This is a genomic window from Azotosporobacter soli, assembly GCF_030542965.1.
Lineage (GTDB): Bacteria > Bacillota > Negativicutes > SG130 > SG130 > Azotosporobacter > Azotosporobacter soli.
This window is the reverse complement of sequence record NZ_JAUAOA010000006.1, coordinates 114,093-127,958: the sequence shown is the minus strand read 5'-3', so window position 1 is coordinate 127,958 and position 13,866 is coordinate 114,093. Positions and strand designations below refer to the sequence as shown.

10 protein-coding genes are annotated in these 13,866 nt (G+C 53.1%); 7 read left to right on the top strand and 3 right to left on the bottom strand.

Annotated features, from left to right (window positions below; all coding sequences use genetic code 11):
- Positions 1-27 precede the first annotated feature (27 nt).
- The 3 genes from ppdK to ccpN are packed head-to-tail and all read right to left on the bottom strand — an operon-like array spanning position 28 to position 4,159.
- Positions 28-2,685 (bottom strand): pyruvate, phosphate dikinase, encoded by a 2,658-nt coding sequence (ppdK, locus tag QTL79_RS07885; RefSeq protein ID WP_346354416.1) that lies wholly within the window; start codon positions 2,683-2,685, stop codon positions 28-30.
- Positions 2,685-3,503, bottom strand: coding sequence for a pyruvate, water dikinase regulatory protein (locus QTL79_RS07880; protein ID WP_346354415.1), 819 nt, complete (start codon positions 3,501-3,503; stop codon positions 2,685-2,687). The genes ppdK and QTL79_RS07880 overlap by 1 nt, the downstream gene beginning before the upstream one ends.
- Positions 3,504-3,526: 23 nt before the next feature.
- On the bottom strand, positions 3,527-4,159 hold the full coding sequence (ccpN, locus tag QTL79_RS07875; RefSeq protein WP_346354462.1) for a transcriptional regulator CcpN: 633 nt from the start codon (positions 4,157-4,159) through the stop codon (positions 3,527-3,529).
- Positions 4,160-4,567: 408 nt separating this feature from the next.
- Here ccpN and QTL79_RS07870 point away from each other — a divergent pair, with 408 nt between their 5' ends.
- The 7 genes from QTL79_RS07870 to QTL79_RS07840 all read left to right on the top strand — a co-directional run bounded on the left by QTL79_RS07870 (position 4,568) and on the right by QTL79_RS07840 (position 13,851).
- Complete coding sequence (locus QTL79_RS07870) at positions 4,568-5,632, top strand: BMP family lipoprotein (RefSeq protein ID WP_346354414.1); 1,065 nt, start codon at positions 4,568-4,570, stop codon at positions 5,630-5,632.
- A gap of 132 nt (positions 5,633-5,764) precedes the next feature.
- Positions 5,765-7,297, top strand: coding sequence for an ABC transporter ATP-binding protein (locus tag QTL79_RS07865; RefSeq protein WP_346354413.1), 1,533 nt, complete (start codon positions 5,765-5,767; stop codon positions 7,295-7,297).
- A complete protein-coding gene (locus tag QTL79_RS07860) occupies positions 7,290-8,399 on the top strand; it encodes an ABC transporter permease (protein ID WP_346354412.1) in 1,110 nt (369 codons plus the stop codon). The genes QTL79_RS07865 and QTL79_RS07860 overlap by 8 nt, the downstream gene beginning before the upstream one ends.
- 3 nt (positions 8,400-8,402) lie before the next feature.
- Positions 8,403-9,317 carry an ABC transporter permease gene (locus tag QTL79_RS07855; RefSeq protein WP_346354411.1) on the top strand — a complete coding sequence of 305 codons (915 nt, stop codon included), beginning with the start codon at positions 8,403-8,405 and terminating at the stop codon, positions 9,315-9,317.
- 179 nt (positions 9,318-9,496) lie between these two features.
- Positions 9,497-9,691 carry a Spo0E family sporulation regulatory protein-aspartic acid phosphatase gene (locus QTL79_RS07850; protein ID WP_346354410.1) on the top strand — a complete coding sequence of 65 codons (195 nt, stop codon included), beginning with the start codon at positions 9,497-9,499 and terminating at the stop codon, positions 9,689-9,691.
- 156 nt (positions 9,692-9,847) lie between these two features.
- Positions 9,848-11,263 carry a glycogen synthase gene (locus tag QTL79_RS07845; RefSeq protein ID WP_346354409.1) on the top strand — a complete coding sequence of 472 codons (1,416 nt, stop codon included), beginning with the start codon at positions 9,848-9,850 and terminating at the stop codon, positions 11,261-11,263.
- 143 nt (positions 11,264-11,406) lie between these two features.
- Entirely contained in the window at positions 11,407-13,851 is a 2,445-nt protein-coding gene (locus QTL79_RS07840; protein ID WP_346354408.1) for a glycogen/starch/alpha-glucan phosphorylase, read from the top strand.
- Positions 13,852-13,866 lie beyond the last annotated feature (15 nt).

Here is a 13,866-nt window from a genome sequence, read left to right as displayed (position 1 = left end):
AGCCGCCTTTTTAAATTACTGTGGCGCTCAACGCGTACCGTAACTTTCGCCGGTGCTGATCGCGGCCTGCGCCGCCGCGAGGCGGGCGATCGGAACACGGTAAGGCGAGCAGCTGACAAAGTCCAGACCGATTTCGTGGCAGAACTGGACCGAATTCGCTTCGCCGCCGTGCTCGCCGCAAATGCCGATCAAAAGATCGGGGCGGACGCGGCGTCCTTTTTCGACCGCGATCTGCATCAGTTGGCCGACGCCTCTGCGGTCCAGCGTGATGAAAGGATTGTCCTTGAGAATTTTGAGGTTGAGATAGTCGGAAAGGAATTTTCCTTCGGCATCATCGCGGCTAAAGCCAAGCGTGGTCTGCGTCAGGTCATTGGTGCCGAAGCTGAAGAAATCGGATACTTCGGCCAGTTCGTCGGCCAATAGAGCGGCGCGCGGCAGTTCGATCATCGTGCCGCTGGTATAGTGGAACGTCACGCCATATTGCTGCATCGTTTCCTGCGCGATGCGGTCGATCTTCTCTTTGAAGAAGACCATTTCCGATTTATCGATCGTCAAAGGAACTTCGATTTCCGGCAGAACCTGGACGCCTTCTTTGCTTAAACGGGCCGCGGCATTGCAGATCGCCTGAATTTGCATTTCATATATTTCCGGGAAACTGATGCCGAGGCGACAGCCGCGATGGCCAAGCATCGGGTTGAATTCATGCAGCGCGCGTACTTTGCGCAGCAGCAGTTCGCGGCTGCGCAGGCGCTCGGGTTCCTGGCCGGTCGCGCGAAGCGTGGCGGTTTCGACCAGCAGCTCTTCGAGACTGGGCAGGAATTCATGCAGCGGCGGATCGAGCAAGCGGATGCAAACCGGATAACCGGCCATCGCCTTGAGGATGCCGTAGAAATCGCTTTCCTGCATCGGCAGGAGAGCTTGCAAAGCTTCAAGCCGTTCCTCGGTCGTTTCGGCCAGAATCATCTGCTGTACATGCGGCAAGCGTTCCTGCCCCATGAACATGTGCTCCGTGCGGCAGAGACCGACGCCGGCGGCGCCGAATTCGCGCGCTTTGAGTGCGTCTTCCGGCGTGTCGGCATTGGCTCTGACCTGCAGGCGGCGCACGTCATCGGCCCAGGAGAGGAGTGTGAGATATTCTTTGGACAGGACAGGATCCTTCATCGGCACATTGCCGAGGATGACCCGTCCGGCCGCGCCGTCGATCGAGACGAGATCGCCTGCCTTGACGACGGTGCCGTCGACGGAAAATTCCTGCTTGGCGTAATCGATTTTAATCGCTTCGCAGCCGCAGACGCAGGGCTTGCCCATGCCGCGCGCGACCACCGCGGCGTGGCTGGTCATGCCGCCGCGACTGGTTAGGATGCCCTGTGCGGCGACGATGCCGTGAATGTCGTCCGGCGTCGTTTCGGTACGGACGAGCAGCACTTTTTGGCCGCTCTTGCCCAGCCGCTCGGCTTCGTCGGAGTCGAAGACCACCTGGCCCGAAGCAGCGCCGGGCGAAGCCGGCAGGCCTTTGGCCAGTACGGTGAGTTTGGCCTCGCTGTCAATTTGGCGGTGCAGCAAGTGATCGAGCTGCGCCGCTTCGATCAAGAGTAGCGCGTCATTTTTACTGATCAGACCTTCCATAGCCAGATCGTGCGCGATCCGGATGCCGGCCTGCGCGGTTCGTTTGCCGTTGCGCGTCTGCAGCATGTAGAGCTTGCCTTTTTCGACCGTGAATTCAATGTCCTGCAGATTTTTGTAGTGCTTTTCCAGCGTACGGGCGATTGTCGAGAACTGCTGATAGACCGCCGGCATTTCTTCGGCCAGCTTGGCGATCGGGCGCGGCGTGCGGATGCCGGCGACGACGTCTTCGCCCTGTGCGTTGGTAAGATATTCGCCGTATAAGACGTTTTCGCCGGTCGAGGGGTTACGCGTGAACGCGACGCCCGTGCCCGAATCGTCGCCCATGTTGCCGAAAACCATCGATTGGATGTTGACCGCGGTCCCGAGATTGTGGTCGATTTTATTCAGGTTGCGATATATAATGGCGCGGTCGTTGTTCCAGGAACGAAAGACCGCTTCTACGGCCATGAACAGCTGTTCCATCGGGTCTTCGGGGAAAGGACGGCCAAGCCGTTCTTTGACCAATGATTTGAACTGGTCGATCAGCGAACGCAGCGCGTCGGCGGACAGTTCCTGATCGTAGGTGACGCCCTGGCGTTCTTTTTCTTTGCTCAGGATATGTTCAAAATCATGTTTGGGGATTTCGAGCACCACATCGCTGAACATTTGAATGAAACGGCGGTAGGAGTCATAGGCGAAACAGAGATTGCCGGTCAAGCGCGCCATGCTTTTAACGGTCTGCTCGTTAAGACCGAGATTGAGAATGGTGTCCATCATACCCGGCATCGAGAAGACGGCGCCGGAACGAACGGAAATCAAAAGCGGGTTGTCGACATTGCCAAGCTCCTTGCCGACGTTTTTTTCGAGCGTGACCAGGTTACGCTTGATTTCTTCCGCCAAACCGTCGGGGAGTTGCTGGCCGCTTTCATAATATTCGCGGCAGGCTTCGGTACTGATTGTCATTCCCGGGGGAACCGGCAAACCGATCTTGGTCATCTCAGCCAGATTGGCGCCTTTGCCTCCCAAGAGGGAACGCATTTCGGCGCCACCTTCATGAAACAGATATACGTACTTTGCCATTATTCAATCACTCCTTTACGGTAGATATCGAGCACGCGGGCAGCCGTTTCTTCTGTCGCCTTGCTGGTTACGTCCAGGATCGGACAACCGATGCGGCGCATGATGTCTTCGGCATACTTCAGTTCCTCCAGGATGCGCTCCAGGCTTGCGTAATCGGATTTTCCGCCGACGCCAAGGCCCATCGTCTTCAAACGTTCTTTGCGAATCTCCATTAATAAAGAGGGTTTTATCGTCAGACCGACGACTTTCGAGGGCGGAACGAGGAACAATTCCTCCGGCGGCGCAATGTCGATGACGAGCGGAATATTGGCGGCCTTGAGGCCTTTGTGCGCCAAATACATGCATAGTGGGGTCTTGGATGTGCGGGAAACGCCGGTGATTACGATGTCCGACTTCAAAAGACCGCGCGGGTCCTTGCCGTCATCAAACTTGACGGCAAATTCGATCGCTTCGATCTTGGTAAAATAAGCGTCGTCCACCTTGCGGATCAGACCGGGTTCGTTACGCGGCGTGAGGTTTGTCAGCGAGGCCAATACGTCGATGACCGGGCCCATCAGATCGGCATGCGGAATGCCGGATTTGTGCAGACGCTGCTCCAGATAATTCATCAATTCCGGCCGCACGAGCGTGTAGATGACGGCTGCCTGATTGGCTTCGACTTCTTCCAGCGCTTCCGCCAGTTGCAGTTCCGTCGTCAAGAAGGATTTGCGGATGATGTTGAGATGAATGCCGCCGAATTGGCTCAGCGCAGCTTTGAGAACGAGTTCACCGGTTTCGCCGACGGAATCGGATAAGATATAAACGGTGGGATTGGACACGCTAAAACCTCCCGTCTTAAAATCTACTCTTCGGCCAGTTGGACAAACAGACGAGTCAGATTGGTCTTGGTGAAGCGTCCGACTACCCGATAGACGGAGCCGGAGGCGGTTGGCAGCGGAACGACAACGGGCAACGCGTCGATTTGATGCGTCAGCAGTTTCTTCGCGGCGTTCAAAACCGTTTCGTCCGGTGTGGTGAAAATGATGTTCGGCATGCGCGTCATCGCGACGCTGACCGGAAGTTCGGTGATATTGTGGTTGCCCATGGCGGCCTTGATCAAATCCTTGCGCGACAAAACGCCGTCAAGACCGTCTTCTTCCGAGACGACAAAGATGGTGCCGACGTCTTCGCGAAACATTGTTACGATGGCTTCATAAACGGATTTTGTGCCGTGAATGACGATGGGCGGAGAGTGGATCGTTTTTACCTGTAGATCATCAAAGAGGGCGGGGCTGATCATTTTTGGGTTTTTCCCGGTGAAGTAATAGCCTACTTTCGGTTTGGCCTCGGCCAGGCCGGAACTCGTCAAAATCGCCAAATCGCTGCGCAAAGCGGCGCGGCTCAGGTTAAGACGTCCTGCAATGGCGCTGCTGGTGATCGGGCCGGACTCTTTAATCATTTCCAGGATAAGAAGTTGTCGGGCTGAAAGTTCGATGGGGAATCACCTCCTTACGATTCATTAATAGGCGCTAATATAAATATAGTATATCATATTATCGAAAAGACAACATACTAAAGGAGCGGAATAAGGGGAGGATTTTTTTTGTGAAAAAGGCGGCGTAAGAAACACATAACAAGAAAGCGGTTTCAAAGAGAAGCGGCGTGCAAGTGCCTTGCTCATTGTAAAGTATACATAATAAATAGAAACAAGCTAAAAAAAATCAGCGAACGGTCAGGATTTGCAAATGGTGTACCTTATTTGACGAAATACAATTGTTTTTAGAAAAAAGCGAAAAGTTTATGCGCGCAAGAGGATTTTTCTAAGGAAATGTAGTATATTTGTATACGAATCAAGCTGTCGCTTTGAAGGCGACGGAGGAGCGAAAAAACAAGGAGGAAAAACATGAAGAACATGAAGTGGATGTTGGCCTGTCTGTTAGCCGTGCTGATGTTGTCGACCGCGTTTATTAGCGGCTGCGGCAAGAAGGAAGAAGCGAAACCGGCGGACGGTGCTAAGAAAATCAAGGTTGGTTTGGTGTTTGACGTTGGCGGACGCGGTGATAAGTCCTTTAACGACGCTGCGTATGCGGGTCTGGAAAAAGCGACGAAAGAGTTTGGCGACAAAATTGAAGTCAAATATCTCGAACCGGCTTCCGGCGGTGAAAACCGTGAACAACTGCTGCGCCTTTTGGCACAGGAAAAGTATGATATCATTTTTGGCGTAGGCTTCATCTTTACCGATGCGGTTGCTAAAGTTGCCAAAGATTTTCCGCAGACCAAGTTTGCTCTCATCGATGGATATGTACCGGAGCTGAAAGACAGCAGCAATATTTCCTGCCTGCTCTTTAAAGAACAGGAAGGCTCGTTCCTGACCGGCGCAGCGGCTGCGCTGAAAAGCAAGACCGGTAAAGTAGGTTTTGTCGGCGGCATGCAGATTCCGACGATTGAAAAGTTTGAAATCGGTTACACGGCGGGCGCTAAATTCATTAATCCGAATATCGTCGTCATGTCCGATTATATCGGCACGACCGGCGAAGCGTTCAAAGATCCTGTGAAAGGCAAGGAATTGACGCTGAAGCAGATCAAAGACGGCGTTGATGTTGTCTACCATGCTTCCGGCGCGTCCGGCATCGGCGTGATCGAGGCAGTGGCTTCGCAGAAAAAACTGGCGATTGGCGTAGACTCCGACCAATCGTTGACGGCAACCGACGCACAGCGTCCGTTCATCCTGACTAGCATGCTGAAACGCGTCGATACCGCTGTTTTCAACGCGATTAAGAGCGTGCTCGACAACAAGTTCAAAGGCGGCTATCAAGAGTTTGGCGTCAAGGAAGACGGCGTCGGCTATGCTGAGAACGAATACAACAAGAATATGATCGGCGACATCAAAGGTAAACTGGAAGAAATAAAAGCCAAGATCATTGCAGGCGAGATCAAAGTGCCCGCCAGCAAGAAGGATCTGAAATAGTCCGCGCACTGTAGCGCAGAAGGCAAGAGATGAGCCGGGGGCTGGTGAACGTTGTCAGCCCCCGTTTCATATCGCAGTTTGTAACCGGTTTCTAAGTCAGCAAGAAAGCCTTTGTAAAGAAGGAGAGTTACTGTGGAGAAGATATTAGAATTAAAAGGGATTACAAAACGGTTTCCCGGACTGGTCGCGAACGATAGCATTTCTTTAATCGCGCTAAAGGGCGAAGTGCATGCGCTGGTCGGAGAAAACGGCGCGGGCAAAAGCACGTTGATGAATATCATCACCGGCCTGTATCATCAGGACGAAGGCGAAGTCTGGCTGCGCGGCGAGAAGTTGCAGCTCGTCGGGCCGCGCGATGCGATCCTAAAAGGCATCGGCATGGTGCATCAGCATTTTATGCTGGTCAATCGTTTTACCGTGGTGCAGAATATTATTCTGGGCTTTGAAGAAGCGAAAGGCGGGGTCATTGATTTCGCCAAGGCTCGGGCCAAGGTGGAAGAACTCTGCCGCTTATATGATTTTAAATTGGATTTGGACAAGCCGGTGGGCGAACTTTCGGTCGGCCACCAGCAAAGGGTAGAGATTCTCAAAGTCTTGTATCGGGGCGCGGATATCTTGATTCTCGACGAACCTACGGCCGTGTTGACGCCGCAGGAAGTGGAAGAGCTGTTTGTCAATCTGAATCGTTTGAAAGCAGAGGGCAAAGTCATTTTGTTCATCAGCCACAAACTGAATGAAGTTCTGCGCATTTCCGATCAGATCACCGTATTGCGCCGCGGCAAAGCGATCGGTACGGTAAGGGGAGCGGAAACGAGCAAGAAACAGCTGGCGGAAATGATGGTCGGCCGTCCGGTGCTCTTTCAACTTGAGAAACCGGCCTGCACGGCAACCGAGGCCGTTTTGCAAATGAAAAATGTCAGCGTTAAAGGCGAATCGACGCATTACAGCTTGAATCAACTGAGTCTGACCGTCCGGCGCGGCGAAATTTACGGCGTGGCCGGCGTCGAAGGCAACGGACAGCGTGAACTGGTCGAAACGATCATGGGATTGACCCGCTATGATGCGGGCGAGATTCTGATCAAGGGCGAAGATATCAAAGGAAAAAGCGTGAGCGCGATCCGCCATATCGGCGTCGGCTATATCCCGGAAGACCGCCATCATCGTGCGGTAGTTCTGCCGATGACGGTTTGGGAAAATGCGGTGCTCGGCCTGCACCGCGAACCGGCGGCAGGATCGGCTTGGAAGCTTAATATTGCAGCAATCAAGGAATTCACCGCGCGCAAGATCAAAGAATTCGATATTCGCCTCAGCTCCTATGACATGGCGATCCGCAATCTTTCCGGCGGCAATCAGCAAAAAGTCGTTCTGGCGCGCGAACTCAGTCAGGATCCTGATTTCATCATTGCATCGCAGCCGGTGCGTGGTCTTGATATCGGCGCGATCGAGTTTGTGCAAAAACAGCTGATCGAGGCTCGCAACCGCTGCAAAGGAGTACTCCTGATCTCGGCGGACCTGGAAGAAGTGCTTTCTGTATCCGACCGCGTCGGCATCATGTATAACGGGGAAATCGTGAAAGAATTCGTGCCGGGTGAGTTGGACATAGAAGAAATCGGCCAGTATATGCTGGGCGCCAGCCAGAAAGGAGGCGAGGCTATCCATGAATAAAAAGACGAAGATCTTATGGCTGCAAATCTTGACGCCGCTGGCGGCCGTACTGTTCGCGATGATTGTCAGTTCCTTTCTGATGTTAGCGATCGACAAGAATCCGCTTGAAGTATATGCGACGATGGTCGAGTTCAGTTTTAGCCGCATGGACAGTATGGCGGCGATCCTGTTCAATGCGACGCCGCTCATTTTTTCCGGCCTTTCCGTGGCGGTCGGTTTTCGCCTCGGTCTTTTTAATATCGGCGTTGAAGGGCAGTATTTCATGGGCGCGTTTTGCGCCGCACTGGTCGGCTTTAGTTTTACCAACTTACCGATGTTTATTCATTTGCCGCTTGCGATCGTTGCGGCAATGGCCGGCGGCATGCTCTGGTCGGCGATTGCGATTTATCTGAAACTGAAACGCGGCGTGCATGAAGTCATCAGTACGATCATGCTCAATTACATCGCCTACTCTTTGATTCATTATCTGGTGGCCGATGTGTTCATGGATCAGAACCAAAATATTCCGGAAGGGCTGGGCTCGCCGCTGATTCGAACGGCTAAGATCGCAGAATCGGCGCTGATGCCGAAATTGCATGGCTTGATGGGCTTGTTTGGCGTCGAACTGCCAAGCTATGTGTACGTGAACTGGTTTTTCCTGCTGGCGATCGCACTGGCGGTCGGCATCTACTATCTGATCCAGCGTACGCCGTTCGGCTTTGAAATCCGCGCCGTCGGACAAAATCCGGGCGCGGCCGAAGCTTCGGGCATCAAACCGGCGGGCGTATATCTGCGCGGCTTTCTTTTGAGCGGCGCCATTGCAGGCCTGGTCGGTCTGTCGCACCTTCTCTGCTTTTACGGCTTCATGGATCTTGATTTTCCGAAAAGTCTCGGCTTCAACGGCATTGCGGTTGCGCTGATGGGCAATAACAATCCGCTCGGCATTGTGCTGTCGGCGCTTTTATTCGGCTTTCTCAGCCGCGGTGCAGAAGGCATTCAAACCTTTTTAGGCGTGCCGATGGAAAGCGTCGTCATCATGCAGGGCATCATCATCCTCAGTGTGGTTGTGGCGGCGAATATTCTCGGCCGATACATCCGCATCTGGGAAAAGAAGGAGGCGTAAGCGATGGATATCATGGAAATGCTAGCCTCAGCGCTGCGCATGACGATGCCGATCCTGATCACCGGTATCGGCGCCATTTACTCGGAGCGCAGCGGCGTAACGAATATAGGCTTGGAAGGCATGATGCTGACCGGCGCTTTTTGGGGGGCATACGGATCGCTGCATGGCGGACCGGAAGTCGGTGTCATCTGGGCAATCGGCATGGCGATGCTGATGGCGCTCGTGCACGCGTTCGTTACGGTTACCTATGGCGTTGACCAAATCGTTTCGGGCGTGGCGATCAATATCCTGGCCTATGGCCTGGCTCGCTTTTTCAGCATCGCGCTGTATGGGATGGCGACGACCAGCCCGCATGTCGAAAGTTTGCCGCACATTGATATTCCTGTTCTGGCGAATATCGAATTTTTCCGGCCGCTTGCGGCTGGCGTCTCGCCGATCATCCTCCTCGGTTTGGCGCTGGTCTTCGTCACGTATTGGGTGCTGGAACGCACAGTTTTCGGTCTGCGCTTGAAAGCGGTCGGTGAAAATCCCCTGGCGGCCGATACGCTCGGCGTCAAGGTGCAATGGTACCGCTACGGCGGCGTTTTGATCAGTGGGGCCTTTGCCGGTCTGGCGGGCGCGTATCTGGCTATTGAGCATACGGGAATGTACGTCGAGGGCATGACGCAGGGAAAAGGCTTCATCGCGCTCGCGGCGATGATCTTCGGCAATTGGAAACCGTTCGGCACGTTGACGGCCGCTTTTCTCTTTGGCTTTGCCGAAGCGTTCAGCCTGCGGGTCGTGCAAAACAAGATTATTCCGTATCAGTTTATTAAAATGCTGCCTTATCTGCTCACGTTATTCGTACTGGCTGGCGTAGTGCGTAAAACGCAGCCTCCGGCGGCGGTCGGAATTCCTTATTCACGCGAAGAAAAATAGAAGCAAAGAAATGAAGGCGCAAGAAAGACGGACGCGCAGCGAAAAGCTGCGCGTCCGTCTTTCTTTAATTTAAAAAAACGGCAAAAGCGGCAGGAAAAAAAAGGGAATCCGTCAAATTACTGCATAGAGAATCGTTTCTGACGAAGTGCAAGAGCGTGGATGCGAGGAGGGATTGTTTAGTGAATTTTGGCGTACTGGAACGGAAGATCGACTGCCGCCGGAAACAATTGCACCGCCTGGCTGATGAAAAAGGGCTGGCCAGCATGGAAGTGCTCGAAGCCAGTCGGCGGCTCGATGAAGTGATCGTTGCATATCAGAGATTGTTGCAAAAATTGGAAAGAAAAAGTTGCAATAAAGCGGCTTTTGGCAGATAAAAAGAAAGAAAGTGTAAGAGAAAAGCGTGAGAAAAAAGAAGAAATGTCTCTAATTAAAGGAAGATAAAGTAAGATGTCGAAAGACAGATATTGACAGTCTACTTTTGAATCAGAACATCGACCGCTGTCAGGCGGCGAAAAAGAGGTGGATCAAAGATGGAAGGTATCTTATTGGCGGCCGCCGAAGCTGCTCCGTTTTGCCAAGTCGGCGATTTAGGCGTCGTCGTCGGTAGTTTGCCGCAGGAGCTGCGGCGCAAAGGGAATGACGTCAGGGTGATCATGCCGCGTTACCAGAGCCTCACGTTGGAGGCGAAGCTGCTCGGCGAAGTCACGGTGGAACTCGGTTGGCGCAGGCAGATTGCGAAAGTTGAACAGGTTGAGCATGAAGGCGTTAGCTTTTATTTTATCGGCAATGACTATTATTTCGACCGGCCGGATGTTTATGGTTATGCGGATGACGGCGAGCGCTACGCATTCTTTTGCCGCGCCGTTCTGGAAGCGTTGCCGCTCTTACAGTTTTGGCCGAAGGTCATCCACTGCCACGACTGGCATACCGGGCTGGTTGGCGTGATGCTGCAGGAATTTTACCGGCAGCGGCCGGAATATCAAAGCATGCGAACCGTGTTCACAGTGCATAACGCTCGCTTTCAAGGAGCTGTTTCCGGCGATTTCTTCGAAGATATGCTCGGTTTGCCGCCGGAGAAGGTGAACGCGCTCGGTCTGAAGGAAGAAGGCGGCTTCACGTTCCTGCAGGCGGGGATACGGATGGCGGACCAGTTGACGACGGTCAGTCAAAGCGGCATCCGCGAAATGACTGCGGTTGCCCAGGCGGCGCCGCTTGCCGCAATGCCGCTACCGAAAATAAGCGCCATTCCCTACGGTCTTGATTATAAGGAATACAATCCCAGCAGTGATCCCTACATTTATGCGCAGTACCATAATCGCGCGCTGAAAAAAAGGCTGCAGAACAAACTGGATTTACAAGAGGCGTTGGAACTGCCCGTGCGGGGCGATATCCCGTTGGTCGGTATGGTGTCGCGCGGCGAAAAAGATCAGGGTTTCGAACTTTTGCTGCCTGTACTGGCGGAAATGATGGCGCTGAACATCCAGTTGGTCATTGCCGGATACGGCGGAATCGAAGAGCGGCTCAGACTCACGGAGGCGTCGCTTCGCTATCGCGGCAAGCTGGTCTTTTTGGAAAGCGGCGAAGAAGAAGTGGTGCGGCGGATTTATGCCGGGTCGGATTTGTTCTTGATCCCCTCACGCAGCGAAGCGTGCGGTTTGTCGCAGCTGATCGCGATGCGCTACGGCAGTCTGCCGGTGGTGCGCGGTTGCGGTAAGGTAACCGATACGGTCGCGGCTTACAATGCGATGACCGGCGAAGGGTGCGGTTTTGTTTACTCGCGTTATGACGCGCAGGAGATGATCGCTGCCGTGCGCCAGGCGGTCGACCTGTACGGCAACCGCAAGGCGTGGGAACAGATCGTGCGCAATGCGATGAAGCGCGATAACAGCTGGCAGCAGCCGGTGAAGGAATATTGCAGCTTGTATCAGCAATTGACGCAGGAGTAGCGAAAAAAGTTAAAATAATTAAAAAATGATTGAAAATTGCAAAAATAACGGATGCAGGCAGGATTTGCCAAGCAAGAGACGGAAGAAAGTCAGTCAAGACCTTGGTTGCTGGACGAGATTTTCACAGGTAGGGGGACGATGTAATGTTAAGAAATAAAGAAGCGTTTAAAGAGGCCTTCGTTACCAAGTTGCAGTCCATGTTTGGCAAAAGCATCAGTGACGCCAGCGTGACCGATAAATATGTCGCGTTGGCGCGCGTTATGCGTGACAACATCAGTATGGATTGGGTGCAAAGCAACGATCAGTACACGGAAAAAGAAGAGAAACAAATGTATTATTTCTCGATGGAGTTCCTGCTCGGCAAATTCCTCGATATGTATCTGATCAACATGGGACTGAAAGAGACCTGCCAGGAAGCTCTGAGCGAGCTTGGTATCAGTTTGGAAGAACTGGAGAAGGAAGAGCCGGATCCGGGGCTTGGCAATGGCGGTTTGGGGCGCTTGGCGGCGTGTTTCATGGAATCACTGGCGGCGCTGCAGCTGCCGGGACATGGCTGCGGCATTCGCTACAAATACGGCTTGTTCGAACAGCGGATCCTCGACAATAACCAGGCGGAGCTGCCGGACAACTGGCTAAAAGACGGTTATGTCTGGGAGTTTAGAAAGCCGGATAAGGCTGTGGAAGTGCATTTTGGCGGCAATATCCGGATGGAGGAGCAGGACGGACGCTTGAACTGCATACATGAGAATTATGAAGCAGTCGCAGCCGTTCCATATGACGTGCCGATCATTGGCTATCGTAACAATAATGTCAATACGCTGCGCCTCTGGAACGCCGAATCGATCAATGACACATTCGATCTGGCTTCGTTCAACCGGGGCGAATATCTGCAGGCGATGGAGTACCGCGCATCCGTCGGCATGATCTCTAAAATCCTCTATCCGCAGGATAATTTTTACGAGGGCCGTCTGCTGCGTCTAAAGCAGCAATATTTTTTCACGTCCGCCGGTCTGCAGAGCATTGTGCGCCGCTTCAAGAAAAAATACGAAGACATCCGCCTGCTGCCCGACAAGGTCGCGATCCATATCAACGACACGCATCCGGCGGTCGCCGTGCCGGAACTGATGCGTCTGCTGATGGATCAGGAGGGACTAGGCTGGGATGCGGCCTGGGACATCACGCGCCGTACGATCTCGTACACCAATCACACGATCATGCCGGAAGCGCTCGAGACATGGCCGATCGATATGTTCAAGCAGCTGCTGCCGCGCATCTACATGATCGTGCATGAGATTAATGAGCAGTTTTGCAAAGAGTTATGGAAACAGTATCCGGGCAATTGGGATCGCATCGCCAATATGGCGATCATTGCGGACGGCCTCATTCACATGGCCCGCCTGTCGGTAGTCGGCAGTTACAGCGTAAATGGCGTGGCCGCGATCCATACCGATATCCTGAAGAATCACATCATGGCCGACTACAACCAGTTCTATCCCGGCAAATTCAACAACAAGACCAACGGAATCACGCACCGGCGCTGGCTGGTGAAGGCGAATCCTAAACTAAGCGCGTTGCTCAATGAAACGATCGGCGAGACCTGGGTCTATAATCCGATGGATTTAAAAGAGTTGAGCAAGCATGCGGATGATAAGCGCGTGCTTGAGCAACTGCGCCGCGTAAAACAAAACAACAAGAAGGCGCTGGCAAAATACATTAAAGACCAGAACGGTGTTACGGTCGATCCTAACTCGCTCTTTGACGTTCAAATTAAGCGCATCCATTCGTATAAGCGGCAGATTTTGAATTTGCTGCACATCATGGATTTGTACAACCGTCTGCAAGAAAATCCGGATCTCGATATTGTGCCGCGAACCTTTATCTTTGCAGGTAAGGCGGCGCCCGGTTATTACATCGCTAAACAGACGATCAAACTCGCCTGCACGATGGCGGCGAAAATCAACAATGACAAACGCATCAAGGACAAATTGAAGGTGTTGTTCCTTGAGAACTACAGCGTCTCGCTCGGTGAAGTCGTCTTCCCCGGTGCCGATCTAAGCGAGCAGATCTCGACGGCCAGCAAAGAAGCGTCCGGAACCGGCAACATGAAGTTCATGATGAACGGCGCAGTGACGATCGGGACGATGGACGGCGCGAACGTCGAGATACGCCAGGAGGTCGGCGACGAGAATATCTTCATCTTCGGTCTGACGAGCGACCAGGTCTTTGACTACTATAACCGCGGCGGCTACAACGCCTGGGATGTCTATAACAACGACCTGCGTCTCAAGACGGTGATGGAGCAGCTGTCGAGCGATTATCTCGGCGTCGACCGCGGCGAATTCCAGCCGCTGTACAGCTATCTTTTGCATAACAATGACGAATTCTTCGTGCTGAAGGATTTTTCCGCCTATGCGAAGGCACAGAGCGATGTTGATCTGGCTTATCGCGACAAGGACGCGTGGGCGAAAAAGAGCTTGCAAAACATTGCAAACTCCGGCATCTTTTCGAGTGACCGGACGATCATGGAATACGCGGAAGATATCTGGAAGATCTGGCCGGTCAATGTATTGGGCAAGCGGAAAAAATAGCCGGTCATAGCTAAA

What these genes read in the sequence shown, in the direction of transcription:
- ppdK (WP_346354416.1), bottom strand. Translation starts at nt 2,685, where the DNA reads ATGGCAAAGTACGTATATCTGTTTCATGAAGGTGGCGCCGAAATGCGT.
- QTL79_RS07870 (WP_346354414.1), top strand. Translation starts at nt 4,568, where the DNA reads ATGAAGAACATGAAGTGGATGTTGGCCTGTCTGTTAGCCGTGCTGATG.
- QTL79_RS07860 (WP_346354412.1), top strand. Translation starts at nt 7,290, where the DNA reads ATGAATAAAAAGACGAAGATCTTATGGCTGCAAATCTTGACGCCGCTG.
- QTL79_RS07855 (WP_346354411.1), top strand. Translation starts at nt 8,403, where the DNA reads ATGGATATCATGGAAATGCTAGCCTCAGCGCTGCGCATGACGATGCCG.
- QTL79_RS07845 (WP_346354409.1), top strand. Translation starts at nt 9,848, where the DNA reads ATGGAAGGTATCTTATTGGCGGCCGCCGAAGCTGCTCCGTTTTGCCAA.
- QTL79_RS07840 (WP_346354408.1), top strand. Translation starts at nt 11,407, where the DNA reads ATGTTAAGAAATAAAGAAGCGTTTAAAGAGGCCTTCGTTACCAAGTTG.